The organism is Bacillus sp. FSL R9-9492 (genome assembly GCF_038007365.1).
Lineage (GTDB): Bacteria > Bacillota > Bacilli > Bacillales > Bacillaceae_G > Bacillus_A > Bacillus_A mycoides.
Map to the genome: position 1 here is coordinate 631,179 of NZ_JBBOXC010000001.1, position 19,450 is coordinate 650,628.

The window sequence follows — 19,450 nt, forward strand, 5'->3', positions numbered from 1 at the left end:
AGTAATTATTCACTTTTCCATTTATATCCGACTTTATAGACGGTTTCTAAGTAATCTTCAACTGGAAATTCTTTTTTGCGTAATTTATCACGGATATTACGAATATGTGAATCGATAGTTCTGTATTCGATGTCTGTTTGATATCCCCAAATTTTTTCAATTAAATCATCACGGCTGTAAGCACGGTTTGTATTTTGTAAAAAGAGTCCAAGTAACGAGAATTCAATAGGAGTCAGTGAGATTCTTTCACCATAAACTGTAACAGTATGTTTCGTTTTATCCCACTCAATACCATTGAAGCTAACAAAGCCATCTTTCTTCGTACGGCGTAATATAGCCTCGATTCGCGCGACTAATACATGCTCATCGAATGGTTTTGTAATGTAGTCATCTGCTCCCATAGTCAGACCTTTGACCATATCATAATTTTGGTTGCGAGCTGTTAGCATAATAATTGGAACGTTGGAAATTTGACGGATTTGATAGCAAGTATCCCACCCATCCATATTCGGCATCATAACATCTAATAAAATAATATCGAAGTCCTTTTGTTCGATTAATTCTAGCGCTTCAAGGCCAGAAGTAGCTTTCATACAAAAATAGCCACGAGGGCTTAAGAACAGATCTAACAATCGTAACATACGTTCTTCATCGTCTACTAATAAAATTTTCACCATAATCTTGTGCACCCCAAACTATTCATTCTACTTGTATAGTTTACATGAAAATAATAAAAAACTCTTTTTATGTGATTGAATGGATGGCTGATTTTTTCAATCAGGGCAATTGACATAAAAAATGCACTAGTTTTGCACAACTATTTTTTATAATAGAAAACGTAGCGACACAAATACCCTATGTTGCGACATAACGTCATGTCATTTTATTTATAAAATGACAATTCCATTCTATTGTGTATGTGAGATAGAGAGGGTTTTCGTATTCACCTCGCATCGGATAAGAAAAATTTCCTATCTCACACTTTTTTTAAAAGGGGATTGTACACATGAGTAAAAAAGTAGAGCATTTACAAAAAGAAAAGCAAGATCGTAATGCGGTTGTAATGTGTGTTGCGGTATCTATGCTTATTATGATAAGTTGTGTAAATAAATTTTTCGGGATTTTATAATAGAAAAAAAGCTTATTGCTTCTTAAGAAGCAATAAGCTTTTTTTATGTATTCTATATAATAAACCAAGGTAAAATTGCTAATCCAGAAGTTACAATTGCTGTAGCAAATATTAAAAAGATAGCTTGTTTGTTTTGTTTCATGTTACATTCTCCTCTACATATCAATTGCATGCTATACGTTCATTTAATAATTAGCGGGAGACGGATCCTCCTCGCTGAGTGAAGTTTCACTTTATATTTTTAGTATAACGAATGGAAAGGATTGGAACGATCGATAAAGGTGACATGAAGATTACATTGTTGTAATGAAAAAAGCATCTTAATTAATAAGAAGATGCTTTTGAAAAATTATATTAAAATGTTAATTATTTAAGAATAAAACCATATGCTCTTCGTCCCAATATTGGCCATTATGTTTTAAGGACCGTTCTTGTACACCGTAAGTTTGGAAGCCGAGGGACTCATATAATTTTTTTGCAGCAGTGTTATCAGCGACAACATCAAGCATAAGCTGTTCTACATGTAATTTATCGGCATTTTCAATAATCGCTTTAATTAAAGCTCGTCCTGCACCGAGGCCACGCGCTTTTGGAGAAACAAAAACCGAGCCGATTTTTGCCTTATGCTCTTGCTTAATAAATGGCTTTGTTTCTAGAGTAGCAATACCGATTAAATCATTATCTTTGAAGACACCTAGAGTATACTTATCCGGATTGCTTAATCGCTTTGCCATAGCAGCGACAGGGTTTTCCTGTTTAAGAACATCTTCATAAGAAGAGCTAAAAGCCTCAGGGTTTTTCATTAAACCTTCCATACACACTTTCAAATAAATTTCTGCATCCTCTGTTGTTAATAAGCGAATTTCCATAGTTGTAACCTCCTAGATTGATTCAAATTTAATTCATTAACTTTGTAAGATTAAGTTTAGTTAAATGTATTCTGTGACTATTCTTTCTTAATTTGTAAAAGAATGAAAAGATTATGCTACTATGTTTTCATTTTATTTATCCCGCTATTTGTGGGCAGTAAAACTCCTACCTCAAAATTCGGCTGGAGCAAAGAAGTTAGGTGGGAGCCCTGCTGCCCGTAAAAGCCCGATTGGTGAAGGCTAATAATCAGTGGGGGATGAACACCCCCATACTGATTATAGTTTCACTTTATGTAATGAAATTATATATTAACTTTATTAACTATTCAAGGTTTTAATATGTTACATTTTTATAACTAAAATTCCCGCTTTGTAAAGGAGTCATTTTTATCCAACTATTCGTGGGAGTCGGATTGCCCGTAAAAGCCCGATTGGTTGGGCTAATAATTAGTGAGGAGGGAAAAACCCTCCACTGATTAAATTTTCACTTTCTTTTACGTATTCAATCGTTTATTTTGTAGCCATCGATTCGTTCTGGATGTGTATAAATATTGCAAGATCCATTTCGAATAAATCCTACTACGGTAATACCTAAATCGTGGGCGAGTTGCAGAGCTAGTTTAGTTGGAGCTGATTTAGATAGAACAATTTCGCAACCTATTTTTGAAACCTTTAACAAAATTTCAGATGAGATGCGTCCGCTAAACGCAATGATTTTCCCTTGAACAGAGATATTGTTTCGTAAACAATGACCGTATATTTTATCTAGCGCATTATGTCTTCCGATATCCATTCTTGATAAAAGAATGTTATTTCGATCACATAAAGCGGTATTATGCACACCACCCGTTTGGCGAAATGTAGTTGAAGATTGTTGTAAGGAAGTCATTAGGTGAAAACATTCTTCCGGAGTAATAGTTATATGTATATCATGTAACTTTTTTGCTTTTGCTGCATCGTTGACGAAAACAAAACCTTGTCTACTTTTCCCGCAACAAGAAGTTACGTACCGTTTATTATATAAAGTTTGATAGAGCGGATTAATTTTTGATGATTTTACATGGACAATTCCGTTTTCTTTTTGGATCCATAATTCTTCAATATCTTTATAAGAAGAAATAATTCCTTCAGAAATTAAAAAACCGGTTACCATATCTTCAATGTAATTAGGAGTGCATACAACTGTTACGTATTCTTCGCTATTTAATTTAATTGTAATAGGGGATTCCGTAACAACCTCATCGGTTTGTTTTGAAAATGTACCAGATTGATAACGTACAATTGTATATGTTTCTTGAATAGGCCCCATATTAAATTCCCCTTTATATGTATTTTTCTCCATATTTATCATAAAACATCGAAAAAACAAAAGCATCTAATAACAAGAAGATGGCAGATTATTTTGGTTATTATTGTATATGTACGATATAATAGATTTGTAGAATAGCGACATTTTCAAGCTTTCGTAGTTATACCTTATAACATCTAGAATCGACTTCCAAAGGAAAGTATTTCAACAGGGCGCTTCAAAAATATGTACAACACAATTATGAAAACGGATTCATAATTGTGTTGTACAGTTAGTTGTAAGGAGAGGGGAAACTATGACAGAACAGACAGCCCGTGTAACCGTTGATGGTAAAGAATTTTTCGTATCAGTTGAAAAGACGATACTCCAATTGTTTAACGAAAGTAATTTAGAACATCCTCAAATTTGTCATGTACCAGAGGTAGATCCTATTCAAACTTGTGATACATGTATTGTAGAAGTGAATGGAAGTTTATTACGTGCCTGTTCGACGAAGTTGGAAGATGGCATGCATATTGAGAGGCAATCGGAACGTGCAAAGGAAGCACAAACTGAAGCGATGGACCGAATATTAGAGAATCATTTATTGTATTGTACAGTATGTGATAACAATAATGGTAACTGTAAAGTCCATAATACAGTACATATGATGGAGATTGAAGAACAGAAATATCCATATGAACCGAAAGTAAGTGCATGCGAAGTGGATACGTCGCATCCATTCTATCGATACGATCCAAATCAATGTATTGCTTGTGGGCAGTGTGTAGAAGTATGCCAAAATTTACAAGTGAATGAAACTTTATCGATTGATTGGAGTTTAGACCGTCCACGTGTTATTTGGGACAATGGTGTGAGTATAAATGACTCGTCTTGTGTTAGCTGTGGGCAATGTGTAACAGTTTGTCCTTGTAATGCATTAATGGAAAAAACGATGCTAGGAGAAGCTGGATTTATGACTGGTTTAAAACCAGATGTGCTAAATCCAATGATTGATTTTGTAAAAGATGTAGAGCCTGGATATAGCAGTATTTTAGCAGTTTCAGAAGTAGAGTCCGCGATGCGTAAGACGAAAATTAATAAGACAAAAACAGTTTGTACATTTTGTGGTGTAGGTTGTTCATTTGAAGTATGGACGAAAGATCGTCAAATTTTAAAAGTGCAACCTGTTTCAGATGCACCGGTTAATGGTATTTCCACATGTGTAAAAGGAAAATTCGGATGGGACTTTGTGAACAGTGAAGAGCGTATTACAAAGCCGTTAATTCGCCAAGGAGATATGTTTGTTGAGGCTTCATGGGAAGAGGCTCTTGAAGTTGTTGCATCTAATATGCAACATATTAAATCAGAGTATGGTAGCGATGCGTTTGGATTTATTTCTTCTTCGAAAGTAACAAATGAAGAAAACTATCTTATGCAAAAACTAGCTCGTCAAATATATGGAACAAATAATGTAGATAACTGTTCCCGTTATTGCCAATCTCCAGCAACAGACGGTTTATTTAAAACTGTCGGTATGGGCGGAGATGCTGGAACAGTGAAAGATATTGCTGAGGCAGGTCTTGTTATTATTGTTGGGGCAAATCCAACAGAAGGACATCCTGTACTTGCAACTAGAGTGAAGCGTGCTCATAAATTACATGAACAAAAACTAATTGTCGCAGACCTTCGTAAACATGAAATGGCGGAGCGTGCTGATATATTTGTTCACCCGAGTCAAGGGACGGATTATGTATGGCTTGCTGGGATAACGAAATACATTATTGATCAAGATTGGCACGATAAAAAGTTCATAGCTGAAAATGTAAAGAATTTTGATGAATATAGCAAAATGCTAGAAAAATATACGCTTGATTATACTGAGGGAATTACAGGGATTTCTAAAGCTCAGTTAAAAGAAATGGCTCGTATGGTATATGAAGCAGATGGTACTTGTGTACTTTGGGGAATGGGTGTAACTCAAAATACAGGAGGAAGTACAACGTCAGCAGCAATTTCAAATTTACTTCTCGTTACAGGTAACTACCGTCGTCCTGGTGCCGGTGCGTATCCGTTACGCGGGCATAATAACGTACAAGGTGCTTGTGATATGGCGACATTACCGAACTGGCTTCCGGGTTACCAAGCTGTTTCAGATGATGTGCATCGTGCGAAATTTGAAAAAGCATACGGTACTACCATTCCGAAAGAACCGGGATTAAATAATATCGCAATGTTACTTGCGGCCGAAGAAGGAAAACTACGTGGTATGTATGTTATGGGAGAAGAAATGGCTTTAGTAGATTCAAATGCCAACCATGTACAACATATTTTAGCGAATTTAGACTTCCTTGTTGTTCAAGATATGTTCTTATCGAAAACAGCTCGTTTCGCCGATGTTATTTTACCAGCAGCACCAAGCTTAGAAAAAGAAGGAACGTTTACGAATACAGAGCGCCGTATTCAAAGATTATACGAAGTATTGAAACCGCTTGGTGATTCAAAACCAGATTGGTGGATTTTACAAAAAGTAGCTCGTGCACTGGGCGGAGACTGGAATTATGGAAGTCCAAGTGAAATTATGGACGAAATTGCATCGCTTGCACCGTTATACTCTCAAGCGACGTACGACCGTCTAGAAGGCTGGAATAGTTTATGTTGGGGTAGCCATGATGGTAGTGATACGCCATTATTATATGTAGATGGATTTAACTTCCCAGACAAACTAGCACGTTTATCACTAGATGAATGGGTTCCGCCAGTTATAGCACCAGATGAGTATGATTTACTATTAAATAATGGCCGTATGCTAGAGCATTTCCATGAAGGGAATATGACGAATAAGTCGGCTGGTATTTTATCTAAAGTGTCTGAAGTATTTGTTGAAATTTCACCTGAACTTGCTAAAGAACGCAATGTGAAAGATGGTGGTCTTGTAGAGTTAGCATCACCATTTGGAAAAATCAAAGTACAAGCGCTTGTTACAGATCGTGTAACTGGAAATGAGTTATATTTGCCGATGCATGCAACAGTAAATGAAGAGGCAATCAATATTTTAACAGGAACAGCAACAGACATTTATACGTGTACACCAGCTTATAAACAAACAATGGTGAAACTGCGCGTATTACGTGAAAAAGGAAATCGTCCGTTACCATCTTCAAACCCGAGAGATAAAAAACGTCATCCGCAAAATGGTGTTGAAATCGAGCGAAAGTGGCAAAGAAAACAATACGTATCACTTGTGGACCAGAATTAGGGGGCGGAGATAATGGCAAAAGAGATTACTTTAATTAAAAAGAAGATTGTAACAGAAGAAGAAAAAAAACAGCAAGTAACAGATGAGTTGTTAAATGATCTAGCTGAAAATAGAGAAGCAGTAGAAGAGACGATGCAGCTATTAGCGCAGTTGCAAAAAGCAGGAATTTTAGATGCAGCAATTAGTTTACTTGCTGCAAAAGAAGATGTTTCCAAAATAGCTATTGAACAATTGAATCGTGAACCAGTAAAAAACGCATTAAACAACATGATGGGGGCAGGAGAGGCATTATCTTCAGTGGACCCAGAAATAACGAAACAAATAACATCTAGTTTAGTCACTGGATTACAATTTGCAACAGAGGAATTAAATAGTGGTAAAAAAACAAAAGTGATGGATTTCTTTAAAGTGTTAAAAGATCCAGATATCAATAGAGCAATTACATTCGGTTTTAGCTTCTTGAAAGCATTTGGTCAAGGGTTAGAGAAAAAATAGAGTAAATGAAAAAGTGATGGCAAGTAGCCATCACTTTTTCATTGTATGTATAAGAGTGTTCATGTTAAGCGGAATATATTATTATTAAAAAGATGGGTTGGAAATGGAAATATGGAATCCATCTCAAATATCGTTTTAGAATGTGGAGGAATATATGCAACACCGTAAAAGACTATCTATACCAGGGGTAATGGGACATTCCTTTCAAACAGTTAGATTTGCTTTTTGGAATGTATTAACCTTTCAACTTGCTTATAAATTATTAGCAGCGATTGTATTTGTCCCGCTATTTGGGATCATTTTTAATAAGTTATTGTATTTTGGTGGTTATGCAAATGCGACGAATGATGAATTATTAGCGTTTTTAAAGACACCATACGGCATTTTGGCAATCGTAATTTTATCATTGTTAGCACTGTTTCTTATCTTTACGGAATTTGCGGTGCTTATTATCATTTCGTACTTCGCTCATAAAAGACAAAAGGTGAAATTACGTCCGATTTTATATAAAACCGTAACGTATTTACCTACTCTTTTCACATATTGCTTACCAGGATTTATTTTATATGCTGTCGTATTGTTACCTCTTTTAAATCTTGGATATGAAACGGCATTAATTCCGCAAATTCAAATTCCTAACTTTATTACAGGAGAACTGTTTAAGACAACGATGGGACAAGTTGGTTATTACACGTTCTTTGCTGTAGTTGCGTATTTGAACCTTCGCTGGATTTTTGTTCTACCTATTGTTGTTTTAGAGCAAAAGCCGTTTCGCACAGCAGCACGTAAAAGTGCAACGTTAGTAAAAGAAAGTTTTTTTAAAGTACTATTCTTTTTAGTAGGATTTTTTATTTCAATAGGGATTGTGTACGGTGTATTTTTTGGAATGTATTTATTGTGTCTATGGGGCATGTATGAATTTACAAATCCACAGGGAACATTTGCATTATTAGCAGAATCAACAATGTCTGTATTTTTAACGAGTACATTGTATTTATTTAGTTTTATCGTGACGCCATTTTATATTATGGCAATAACACGATTGTATTTACAAAAGGTTCCGGTTGAAGATGTTTTATTAGAAGAAGGATTAGATTATTCGAAAACAAAAGCAGATAAATGTTTCTTCCAAAAACATCGTTGGAAATTTATTGGTGTATATATTGTAGGAATTATTACTGCCGGAATGGTCGTTGCCTTCATTGTAACGTTTATTTCAAATTCATATAAAGAACCAATTATTATGGCTCATCGTGGTTATATTTCAAAAGGTGTAGAGAATACGAAAGAAGCTCTGCAGGGGGCTATTGATGCCAAAGCAGACTACGCTGAAATTGATGTACTGCAAACAAAAGACGGTGAACTAGCAGTTATACATGATTTGAAGCTAAAACGTCTTGCGAATGCTAATGTTCACGTGTCAGATTTAACGATGGAGGAGTTAAGACAGCTTACCCTTAGTCAAGATGGGTTTTCAGGACAAATAAGTACACTTGATGAGATCATTAAGCTGGCAAAAGGAAAAATCAAACTTAATATTGAAGTGAAGCTCCATGGTGGCGAAAAAGATTTCGTAAACAAAGTATTAAAAGTGATTAAAGATAATGAATTTGAGAAGCAATGTGTCATTCAAACGTTACACTATCCGCTTATTAAAGAGTTTAAACGTGCAAATCCAAATATAAAAGTAGGATACATACTGTATGCGAGTAGAGCTAACTTAAAGAATGTGAAGGCTGATTTTTATGTAGCAGAAGAATACATGTTAAATAAGAAATTAGTAAAAGAAGCAAGGAAGCTAAACAAGCCAATTTACGTATGGACAGTAAATGATATGGAAAGTTTAAAGGCATATTATAAGTTAAACGTGGATGGTATCATTACCGATTATCCTGAAGACGCACGTGAAACAATTAAGATGTTAAAAGAGCAAGAAGATCGTGAAAGTGATATGTTTGATAAAATTACCGAGACGACAGAAGATCTATTTTCAAAGTTATTTATGATCTATCCAGCTGCTGGCTAAATGCTAGTAGCTGTTTTTTTATGGAAAGAATATATTTCTAAAGTATTGTACAAAGTAATAAGTGTATATGTATACGTAACTACTTAGTTTTTTTGCATTGTTACATTATTGTCAAATAATAAATAATTACTATGCGTTTTGAATGGATATAATGTAAATAGAGTGATAGATAATGAGATGGTACAAATAACCCAATAGAATCAATGTTTCGTATATTTACACTATTCTAAATATATAAACTTTAAAAAAATAGTATGTTAGCGTTTTCATAATTTTTAAGTTATGCTAGAATAAGGACATAAGTTATTAATTATTACAAAAAGAAAAAAGACTTTCTTTTTTCTGTTAATTATAAGGGGGCATTTCATTATGCGTATTGGGGTACCAGCAGAAATTAAAAACAACGAAAACCGTGTGGCAATGACACCAGCAGGTGTTGTACATTTAGTTCGTAACAATCACGAAGTATTCATTCAAAAGGATGCAGGTGTAGGATCTGGTTTCACAGATGCTCAGTATGTTGAAGCGGGAGCAAAAATTGTTGATACAGCTGAAGAAGCTTGGAACATGGAAATGGTTATGAAAGTTAAGGAACCAGTTGAAAGCGAATACAAACATTTCAGTGAAGGTTTAATCTTATTCACATACTTACACTTAGCTCCAGAGCCAGAATTAACAAAAGCGTTAATTGAAAAGAAAGTTGTTGCTATCGCATATGAAACAGTACAATTAGAAAACCGTTCATTACCATTACTTGCACCTATGAGTGAAGTAGCTGGTCGTATGGCTGCACAAATCGGTGCGCAATTCCTTGAGAAAAACAAAGGCGGTAAAGGTATCTTACTTGCAGGTGTTCCAGGAGTTAAACGTGGTAAAGTAACAATTATCGGTGGTGGACAAGCTGGTACAAATGCTGCTAAAATTGCAGTTGGACTAGGTGCGGATGTAACAATCATCGACTTAAGTGCAGAACGTCTTCGTCAATTAGATGACATTTTCGGAAACCAAGTAAAAACTTTAATGTCTAATCCTTACAATATTGCAGAAGCTGTAAAAGAATCTGATCTTGTAATCGGTGCAGTATTAATCCCAGGTGCAAAAGCGCCAAAACTTGTAACAGAAGAAATGATTAAATCAATGGAACAAGGTTCTGTTGTTGTAGATATCGCGATTGACCAAGGTGGTATTTTCGAAACAACTGACCGTATTACAACTCATGATAACCCAACTTATGAAAAACACGGCGTTGTTCACTATGCAGTTGCAAATATGCCAGGTGCGGTTCCACGTACATCAACTCTTGCATTAACAAACGTAACAGTACCATATGCAGTACAAATTGCTAACAAAGGCTACAAAGAAGCTTGCCTAGGCAACTCTGCATTATTAAAAGGTATTAACACATTAGAAGGCTATGTAACATTCGAAGCAGTTGCAGAAGCTCACGGTGTAGAGTACAAAGGTGCTAAAGAATTATTAGAAGCAGAAACAGTATCTTGCTAATAGAAGCATTATACAAAACAAAATCGAACAATATATAAAACAACATGATAAGAGCTAAGAGATAATACCTCTTAGCTCTTCTTGGTAAAAGGGGGCATTCATCGTGGCCAACCTATTTAAAAAGAAATCCGTTACGCAATTGTTAGGGGAAAGTAAAAGTAAAACTTTGACGAAAACGCTAGGGGCATTTGACCTAACAATGCTAGGGATTGGTGCGATAATTGGTACAGGAGTTCTAGTATTAACGGGATTAGTAGCAGCAAGAGATGCTGGTCCAGCAGTTATTTTTTCATTCATGATTGCAGCAATTGTTTGTGGATTTGCAGCTTTATGTTATGCAGAGGTTGCATCTGCACTTCCTGTTTCAGGTAGTGTGTACACATATTCATATGCAACAATTGGTGAGTTTGTTGCCCATTTAATGGGGTGGACATTGTTATCCGTATATGTCGTAACGACTGCCGCAGTAGCTGGCGGATGGACAGGTTATTTCAATAATTTAGTGAGTGGATTGGGACTTGAAATTCCAAAAGCGTTGTTAACGATTCCATCGCAAGGTGGTATGGTGAACTTACCCGCAGTTATCGTTACGTTGGTGATAACTTGGTTATTATCACGAGGTACAAAAGAAAGTAAGCGTGTGAATAACATAATGGTATTAATTAAAATTGGTATTGTTGTTTTATTCATTGCAGTTGGTGTATTCTATGTGAAACCAGAAAACTGGATACCATTTGCACCGTACGGCTTAAGTGGAGTCTTTGCCGGAGGAGCAGCAGTATTCTTCGCTTTCCTAGGATTTGATGCATTAGCAACTTCTGCTGAAGAAGTGAAAAATCCACAACGTGATTTGCCGATTGGTATTATTGCTTCATTAGTCATTTGTACAATCATTTATGTTGTAGTTTGTCTCGTTATGACAGGTATGGTTTCTTATAAGGAATTAGATGTACCTGAAGCGATGGCCTATGTATTAGAAGTTGTAGGACAAGATAAAGTGGCTGGTGTAATCGCTATTGGAGCTGTAATTGGTATTATGGCTGTAATTTTCGCATACATCTACGCTACGACACGTGTATTCTTCGCTATGAGCCGTGACGGTTTATTGCCAAAATCTTTTGCGAAAATTGACAAGAAGACAGAAGCACCAACATTTTCAGTTTGGTTAACAGGAATTGGTAGTGCTTTAATTGCCGGATTTATCGATTTAAAAGAATTGTCGAATTTAGCGAATATTGGAGCGTTATTAACATTTGCGATGGTTGGTGTAACTGTCATCATTCTTCGTAAAACGCATCCGAAATTACAACGTGGATTTATGGTACCACTTGTACCAATCTTACCGATTATTTCAGTTGCAAGCTGTCTATTCTTAATGGTAAATCTACCGTTAAAAACATGGATATACTTCGGTGTTTGGTTAGCAATCGGAGTGGTTGTATACTTTGTTTATTCGAAAAAACATAGTCATTTAAAAGACGATGGAAGTTCGCAAGATAGTTTAGAAAAAGCTAATTAAAGGGATATAAAGTTAGTAAGCCTTGTGCGTCTAGGGAGCGCGCAAGGCTTTTTCTTTTTGGGAAATAAAGGAGACCAATGTTATGTTGTCGAATTTTTATGTCGGAATATAAGAAGGGGTGGAAAGATGGAGACGAAAGTTGTCGTTGGAGCAGAGGGATATAATAATAACCCAGGTTGGTTACATACGAATGAAGAAGAATTAAATTTATTAAAAAGAGAAACGTGGCTTAATAAATTTCAGCCTAATTCTTTATCGGTAATTTTAGCTGAACACGTATGGGAGCATTTATCGTATGAAGAAGGTATAGAAGCAGCTAAAATATGCTTTGAGTTTTTACAAGATGATGGTTATATTCGTTGTGCAGTGCCGGATGCATTTTTCCCCAATGAAGAATATCAGCGTGGTGTGCAAGTGGGAGGACCCGGTCCGTTAGATCATCCAGCTGCAAGTCATAAAATTGTACATAACTACAAAACGATTATATCTATGTTTGAAGCAGCAGGTTTTCAAGTAAAGCTTTTAGAATACTGTGATGAGAATGGCCAGTTTCATTATAGTGATTGGGAAGAGAACGGTGGATTTATTTATCGATCGAAACGTTTTGATCATAGAAATCAAGATGGTAAATTAGGATTCGATTCGTTAATTGTGGATGCAGTGAAAGTTAATAAAGTGAAAATTTAATCAGTGGGGGGCTTCATCCCCCACTGATTATTAGCCCTCGCCAATCGGGCTTTTACGGGCAGTTAATCTCCCACCTAACTTCCTTGTTCCAGCTGCATTTTGAGGTGGGAGTCTTACTGCCCACAAATAGCGGGATAAATAAGAAGGGATGCACGATAGCTTTCGTGCATCCTTTTTGTATGAAGAGCATGATAGATGCGGAGAATATTTATGTGTTTATTTTGAAATGTGAACGAAATTGTCAAAAAAATCTTACGGATTTTATTGACACATATGAACAGACGCTCATATAATAAGAGTATAAGATATATGAATGATTGTTCATATGTTCAATTAAAGAGGTGAGCTATAATGGCTGGAAATAAAATAGAAACGCAACAGGAAGCATGTTCTCAAACGGTAATTCACGAGGAAATCGTGGATCAAGTAAAACAAACAATTCCGACTGATGAAAGTTTAAGTAAAGTAGCAGAATTATTTAAAGTATTAGGTGACCGTACACGTACGAGAATATTACATGCATTATTTGAAGCTGAAATGTGTGTTTGTGATTTAGCTTATTTATTAGGAATGACGCAATCTTCAATCTCACATCAGCTTCGTGTATTAAAGCAAGCAAAGCTTGTAAAGAACCGTAAAGAAGGAAAGGTAGTTTATTACTCATTAGCTGATCAACACGTAATTCATATCTTCGAGCAAGCGTTTGAACACGTAAACGAGGAAGAATAAAAAAGCGAGGAGGGAGAACGATGGCAGAAGCATTAGTGAAAAAAAAACTTATGCTAGAAGGTTTAGATTGTGCAAATTGTGCAATGAAAATTGAAAAAGGTGTTGGGAATATAGAAGGGGTAACATCTTGTTCCGTAAACTTTGCAACAAAAACGATGCTTTTAGAAACACCGCAAAATAAAGAAAATCAAGTTGTTACGGAAGCGAAGCAACTTGTTACAAAATTAGAGCCACATATTAAAGTGCAAGAAGAGCAAAAAACAAAATCAGTAAAAGAAGTATTTGTATTAGAAGGCTTAGACTGTGCAAATTGTGCAATGAAGATTGAAAATAAGGTAAAGGAAATGCCAACAATTTCAGAAGCGACTGTTGATTTCGTATCAAAGAAATTAAGAGTAGAAGTTGCAAATAAACGAGAACTTGAATCGACTGTACAAAATATAAAAAATGTTGTTCAAAAGTTAGAGCCTGATGTAAAAGTTGTTCGTGAAGAGGAAAAAGGACACGACCATGATCATGGTGATGGAAATGTGAAAAAGATGATAGGAAGATTAGTAGTCGGTGGAATTTTGACAGGAATTGCTGCGTTAGCCGGATTACCGCAAATGATAACAATTCCATTATTCGTCCTTGCGTATTTATTAATTGGTGGAGATATTGTTTGGAGAGCAGTAAGAAACATAACTCGCGGCCAAGTGTTTGATGAAAACTTTTTAATGGCAATCGCAACTGTAGGAGCTTTTGCAATTCAACAATATTCAGAAGCTGTTGCGGTAATGCTATTTTATCAAGTGGGGGAACTATTCCAAAGTATTGCGGTAAATCGCTCTCGAAAATCAATTACTTCATTAATGGATATTCGTCCTGATTATGCGAATGTGAAAGTTGGAAATGAAACGAAACAAGTATCACCAGAAGATGTGCAAATTGGTGAGTATATTATCGTAAAACCAGGTGAAAAAGTACCGTTAGACGGAAAAGTAGTTGAGGGAACATCAATGATGGATACTTCAGCACTTACAGGTGAATCTGTACCGCGAGAAGTAGAAGTTGGTAATGACGTATTAAGTGGTTTTGTAAACCAAAATGGTGTATTAATTGTTGAAGTTACAAAAGAGTTCGGTGAATCCACTGTATCGAAAATTTTAGACTTAGTACAAAATGCAAGTAGCAAAAAAGCGCCAACAGAAAACTTTATTACAAAGTTTGCACGTTATTATACTCCTGTTGTAGTTATAACAGCAGCAATAATGGCATTTATTCCACCACTTATTTTAGAGGGTGCTACATTCTCCGATTGGATTTATAGAGCTTTAGTATTCTTAGTAATCTCTTGTCCATGTGCGCTCGTTGTATCGATTCCTCTTGGATTCTTTGGCGGTATTGGTGGGGCATCTAAAAGTGGTATTTTAGTAAAAGGAAGTAACTATTTAGAAGCATTGAATGATGTGAAATATATCGTTTTTGATAAAACAGGAACATTAACAAAAGGTGTCTTTAAAGTTACGAAGATGGAGCCTAGTGAAGGTATCACAGCTGAAGAGCTATTAGAATATGCGGCATTTGCAGAAGTATATTCAAATCATCCGATTGCACAATCTATTCGAAATGCATATGGAAAATCAATCGATGAAAATGCTATTGAAGACTATAGTGAAATTTCTGGTCATGGTACGGTTGTAAAAGTACAAGGAAAAGAAATTTTCGCAGGTAATGCTAAATTAATGAGCAAAGAAAACATTACATTTAAGCAACCAAATACAGTAGGTACACTAGTTCATGTTGCTGTAGATGGTAAATATGCAGGGTATATTGTTATCTCTGATGAGGTAAAAGAGGATTCAAAACAAGCAATTCAAAAGTTAAAAGAACTAGGTATTAAGAAGACAGTCATGTTAACTGGTGATGCAAAATCAGTCGGGGAAGCTGTTGGTAAAGAATTAGGTTTAGATGAAGTTCATGCCGAATTATTACCACACCAAAAAGTAGAAGAAATCGAAAAAATTGATGCAGCAAAACGCGGTAAAGAAAAGATTGCATTCGTCGGTGATGGTATTAATGATACGCCAGTACTAGCAAGGGCAGACGTTGGTATTGCGATGGGCGGCTTAGGGTCAGATGCAGCAATTGAAGCTGCTGACATCGTTATTATGACTGATGAGCCTTCAAAAATTGCAACAGCTGTAAAAATTGCAAAACGAACAAGAAGCATTGTATGGCAAAATATTATATTTGCATTAGGTGTTAAGGGGTTAGTTTTATTACTTGGTGCTTTTGGTATAGCGACAATGTGGGAAGCTGTTTTCTCAGATGTTGGTGTGACGTTAATTGCAGTATTAAATGCAATGCGTGTACTACGAGTGAAAGATTTATAAAAAAGAGGGCGCAATTGCGTCCTCTTTTTTATAGGTTATTTTGTTGAAGTTGACTCAATAAAATAATATCAAATATTATTTTGTTTTTGAATAACGCTATATTAAATTTTACAAATAAAAAATATTCGCCTTGTTATTTTAATATATTTTTTACAAATATCCATATAGTATTGAAAAAACAGAGAAGGAGGAAACTTCTCTGTTTATCCCGCATTAACGGGCAGTAAGACTCCCACCTCGAAATTCGGCGAATGCGAGGAAGTTAGGCAGGAGTTAACTGTCCGTAAAAGCCCGATTGGTGAGGGTTAATAATCAGTGGGGGATGGACAAAACCCCCACTGATTAAAGTTTCACTTTATTTTTGGATGTTTTTTTCAACTTGTTCTCGAACAGTTTGAATGTAATTCATTTTATGATCCCAGCATTCTTGGCTTAAATCGACAGGATACTCTTCGGGATTTAAAGTTCGCATATATTCTTCCCAAAATATAGAGAGACTCTGTTCGTTATATTTTTGAATATCTAATATACTTGGTAGTTCATATGTTCTTTCGCCGTTAACGAAAATGTCTTTATGCAGTTCGCGTGCTTCAAAGTTTGTTACGAATTTACTTATATATGTGTGAACAGGATGGAACATTTTTAAACGCTCTTCTTTTCCAGGTTCTTCAGAATCTAACGCAATATAATCGCCTTCTGCGTGATCGTTAACACGATTGATAATACGATAAATTCGTTTAAGCCCTGGAGTGGTAATTTTTTCAGGATTAGATGAAATCTTAATCGTATCATTTAATTTTCCGTCAGCATCTTCAATCGCAACTAGTTTGTAGACAGCACCTAATGCTGGTTGTTCAAAGGATGTAATCAGTTTTGTGCCAACACCCCACACATCAATTTTCGCCCCTTGAGATTTCAAATGCATAATCGTATATTCATCTAAATCGCTTGAAGCAATAATTTTTGTATTTGTAAATCCAGCTACATCAAGTAGTTTTCTTGCTTCTTTTGATAAATAAGCCATATCGCCACTATCAAGGCGAATACCATAAAAATCGATACGATCTCCGAACTCTTTTGCAACGCGAATAGCATTTGGAACACCAGATTTCAATGTGTCATATGTATCAACGAGAAAGACGCATTTTTTATGAGTTTCAGCGTATTTCTTAAACGCGACATATTCATCGCGATACGCTTGAACGAAAGAGTGAGCATGTGTGCCGGCTACAGGTATCCCGAAGCGTTTCCCGGCCCGTACGTTGCTTGTAGATGAGAAGCCGCCAATAAAGGCAGCGCGTGTTCCCCAAAGGGCAGCATCAAACTCATGGGCACGTCTGGTGCCGAATTCTAAAAGTTCATCGTTATTTGCAGCATGCTTCATACGAGCTGCTTTTGTTGCAATTAATGTTTGGTAATTCACAATGTTTAAAAGGGCGGTTTCAATAATTTGTGCTTCGCCGAGTGGTGCATCAACGCGTAATAAAGGCTCGTTATTGAAAACGACTTCGCCTTCTTGCATACTCCGCACCGTCCCAGTGAATTTCATATTTTGTAAATAATGAAGGAATTCTTCTTCAAATTGCAGTTCCGCTAAATAAGCGATATCGCTTTCGGTAAAACTGAAATTTTCTATGTACTCTACAATTTTCTCAAGGCCAGCAAAAACAGCGTAGCCATTTTCGAATGGAAGCTTTCGAAAATATAAATCAAAAACAGAACGGCGATTATGAATTCCATCTTTCCAATATGTATAAGCCATGTTGATTTGATATAAATCTGTATGTAAGGCGTAACTATCGTCTTTATAATGATTCATTGCGAAAACACCTCCGTAATTTGGTTATAGTATACCAATTTTCCTTCTTTCGTAGCAAAGAAGAAGTATAAGACTGGAGTCAAGAGAGAAAAAAATGAAATAATGCATATTTTTTAGAAAATTTACATTTATCAATTTATATTTCGTCAGATTTTATGTATTATTAGAGTAATGGGGTAAATGAGAATGGAGGAGGACAATGCAACAAACATTAGAAAAAATAGGCAAGCAAGTTTTTTATAAACGGCTACAGCAAAAAATGACACAAGAAGAATTATGTCAGGGCATTTGTTCTGTCTCATACTTAAGTAAGATAGAAAATGGAAAGATCGAAGCTTCAGAAGAAATTCTACAGTTGCTCTGCACAAGGCTAGAAATTGCTGTGACGGATTTGAGAGATGTAGAAGAAGATGTGAAAGTGAAGTTGGACGAGTGGTTGAATGCATTAGTTCATTTGGACAAGCAACAAGTAGAACGCATATATGAAGAGTTACAAGGTGAAATGAAACATGTTGTAGATTTTGAAATTATAAATTATTATAAACTGCTTTATACACGTTATTTAATTATGAAAAGGGAGATTTCAGCTCTTGAAGAAGAATTAGAGAGATTAAAGAAAGTCTACAAAAAGTATTCTCCATTTCAGAAGTTATTATATACGTACAGTAGAGGGTTATTGTGCTGTTTGCAGTATAGATGGAAGGATGGACTAGACTATTTATTAAAAACAGAAGTAATGGCCAAGGAACAAGGGTATCATGAAACGGGTATGTACTATAATATAGCGCTTGCATATACTCATTTAGATATTCATCACCTTGCAATTCATTTTGTGAATATAGCATTAGAAGGATTTCGTAGTGAATATAAGTTTAGAAATATAATTAATTGCCAGATACTTATTGCGGTAAGTTACACAGAAAAGGGTCAGTATGAAGAGGCTTTAAGAATGTACGAGAGTATATTGAGGGAGGCCACATCTTTTGCGGATAAGGATGTACTTTTAGCTATTACTTTAAGCAATATGGGAAGTATATATTATAAAAAAAGCAAATATCAGCAGGCGAAGAAATATTATTTGGATAGTCTACAACTTCAAAAACAAATAGATTTAAACTATCTAGATACAATATATGAACTGGCATTAGTGTGCATTAAATTAGAAGAATTAGAAGAGGCAAAGGAATGGATTGATAAGGGAATTGTTGCAGCAAAACAAGAAGAGAGATTTAATGCAAAGTTATATTTGCTTTTAATTCTTAGATATAAACATTTTGAAGAAGCAAAAGATTATAAAGTATTTTTGGAAAATGAGGCTATTCCTTTGTATAAATCTGCGGGAAATAAAATAGAATTAAAGAAAGTATACGTTGAACTCGCAGAACATTTCGCTAGTTTATCGAGATTTGAGGAAAGTAATCGATATTATAGGTTAGTTATTGATTTGATGAATGATAATAAGGAGGAGTAAAAATGAAAAAGATGGTATTTGGAGTATTAGCGTTTATAGTGACTCTTACAGTTGCTGGAGGAATACATCAGTATAGTAGTAAACCCGATATCGTTGGTCAACAAGCTAAAACGGTTCAACAAATTAATTCGTAACCAAAAAACCCCTTTCCAACTGGAAAGGGGTTTTTTCAATATTTGTTCCTCAAAATTCTACAAAACTTGAGAAATTAATTATTTGAATTTTTAGTATATTAATAGTGGAAACATAATGCTAATATAAAATTACTCTTTTTCAAAAAT

The 19,450-nt window shown here is 35.4% G+C and carries 15 protein-coding genes; 11 read left to right on the forward strand and 4 right to left on the reverse strand.

Annotation, left to right across the window (positions count from 1 at the left end):
• Window positions 1–5 precede the first annotated feature (5 nt).
• Window positions 6–677, reverse strand: coding sequence for a response regulator transcription factor (locus MKY70_RS03130; RefSeq protein ID WP_002010439.1), 672 nt, complete (start codon window positions 675–677; stop codon window positions 6–8).
• A 329-nt stretch (window positions 678–1,006) separates the two neighbouring features.
• Here MKY70_RS03130 and MKY70_RS03135 point away from each other — a divergent pair, with 329 nt between their 5' ends.
• Complete coding sequence (locus tag MKY70_RS03135; RefSeq protein ID WP_002125145.1) at window positions 1,007–1,129, forward strand: hypothetical protein; 123 nt, start codon at window positions 1,007–1,009, stop codon at window positions 1,127–1,129.
• Between the two features lie 362 nt (window positions 1,130–1,491).
• On the opposite strand, the gene MKY70_RS03140 is transcribed toward MKY70_RS03135, so the two are convergent.
• Window positions 1,492–1,998 carry a GNAT family N-acetyltransferase gene (locus MKY70_RS03140; protein ID WP_002010444.1) on the reverse strand — a complete coding sequence of 169 codons (507 nt, stop codon included), beginning with the start codon at window positions 1,996–1,998 and terminating at the stop codon, window positions 1,492–1,494.
• Window positions 1,999–2,500: 502 nt separating this feature from the next.
• A complete protein-coding gene (gene fdhD, locus MKY70_RS03145) occupies window positions 2,501–3,307 on the reverse strand; it encodes a formate dehydrogenase accessory sulfurtransferase FdhD (RefSeq protein ID WP_002125147.1) in 807 nt (268 codons plus the stop codon).
• Window positions 3,308–3,602: 295 nt separating this feature from the next.
• Between fdhD and fdhF the strand changes: the two genes are divergently transcribed.
• The 8 genes from fdhF (at window position 3,603) to MKY70_RS03185 (ending at window position 15,879) form a co-directional block, all read left to right on the forward strand.
• On the forward strand, window positions 3,603–6,545 hold the full coding sequence (fdhF, locus tag MKY70_RS03150; protein WP_341023106.1) for a formate dehydrogenase subunit alpha: 2,943 nt from the start codon (window positions 3,603–3,605) through the stop codon (window positions 6,543–6,545).
• 12 nt (window positions 6,546–6,557) lie between these two features.
• Window positions 6,558–7,040: a DUF1641 domain-containing protein gene (locus MKY70_RS03155; protein ID WP_341023111.1), complete on the forward strand. Its 483-nt coding sequence runs from the start codon at window positions 6,558–6,560 to the stop codon at window positions 7,038–7,040.
• 154 nt (window positions 7,041–7,194) lie between these two features.
• A complete protein-coding gene (locus MKY70_RS03160; protein ID WP_088294111.1) occupies window positions 7,195–9,066 on the forward strand; it encodes a glycerophosphoryl diester phosphodiesterase membrane domain-containing protein in 1,872 nt (623 codons plus the stop codon).
• A gap of 369 nt (window positions 9,067–9,435) precedes the next feature.
• Window positions 9,436–10,569: an alanine dehydrogenase gene (ald, locus tag MKY70_RS03165; RefSeq protein ID WP_002140333.1), complete on the forward strand. Its 1,134-nt coding sequence runs from the start codon at window positions 9,436–9,438 to the stop codon at window positions 10,567–10,569.
• A 103-nt stretch (window positions 10,570–10,672) separates the two neighbouring features.
• Window positions 10,673–12,088, forward strand: a complete 1,416-nt coding sequence (locus MKY70_RS03170) for an amino acid permease (RefSeq protein WP_002125151.1) — start codon at window positions 10,673–10,675, stop codon at window positions 12,086–12,088.
• 126 nt (window positions 12,089–12,214) lie between these two features.
• Window positions 12,215–12,775, forward strand: a complete 561-nt coding sequence (locus MKY70_RS03175) for a class I SAM-dependent methyltransferase (protein WP_341023116.1) — start codon at window positions 12,215–12,217, stop codon at window positions 12,773–12,775.
• A 351-nt stretch (window positions 12,776–13,126) separates the two neighbouring features.
• On the forward strand, window positions 13,127–13,504 hold the full coding sequence (locus tag MKY70_RS03180) for an ArsR/SmtB family transcription factor (protein WP_002113975.1): 378 nt from the start codon (window positions 13,127–13,129) through the stop codon (window positions 13,502–13,504).
• Window positions 13,505–13,524: 20 nt separating this feature from the next.
• Window positions 13,525–15,879 (forward strand): heavy metal translocating P-type ATPase, encoded by a 2,355-nt coding sequence (locus MKY70_RS03185; RefSeq protein ID WP_341023120.1) that lies wholly within the window; start codon window positions 13,525–13,527, stop codon window positions 15,877–15,879.
• Between the two features lie 355 nt (window positions 15,880–16,234).
• Here MKY70_RS03185 and MKY70_RS03190 read toward each other — a convergent pair whose 3' ends face one another.
• Window positions 16,235–17,698 carry a nicotinate phosphoribosyltransferase gene (locus MKY70_RS03190; RefSeq protein ID WP_341023123.1) on the reverse strand — a complete coding sequence of 488 codons (1,464 nt, stop codon included), beginning with the start codon at window positions 17,696–17,698 and terminating at the stop codon, window positions 16,235–16,237.
• Window positions 17,699–17,897: 199 nt separating this feature from the next.
• Here MKY70_RS03190 and MKY70_RS03195 point away from each other — a divergent pair, with 199 nt between their 5' ends.
• Both MKY70_RS03195 and nprX read left to right on the forward strand, forming a co-directional pair.
• A complete protein-coding gene (locus tag MKY70_RS03195) occupies window positions 17,898–19,169 on the forward strand; it encodes a tetratricopeptide repeat protein (RefSeq protein ID WP_088031317.1) in 1,272 nt (423 codons plus the stop codon).
• A gap of 2 nt (window positions 19,170–19,171) precedes the next feature.
• Entirely contained in the window at window positions 19,172–19,303 is a 132-nt protein-coding gene (nprX, locus tag MKY70_RS03200; protein ID WP_002174820.1) for a quorum-signaling peptide NprX, read from the forward strand.
• Window positions 19,304–19,450 lie beyond the last annotated feature (147 nt).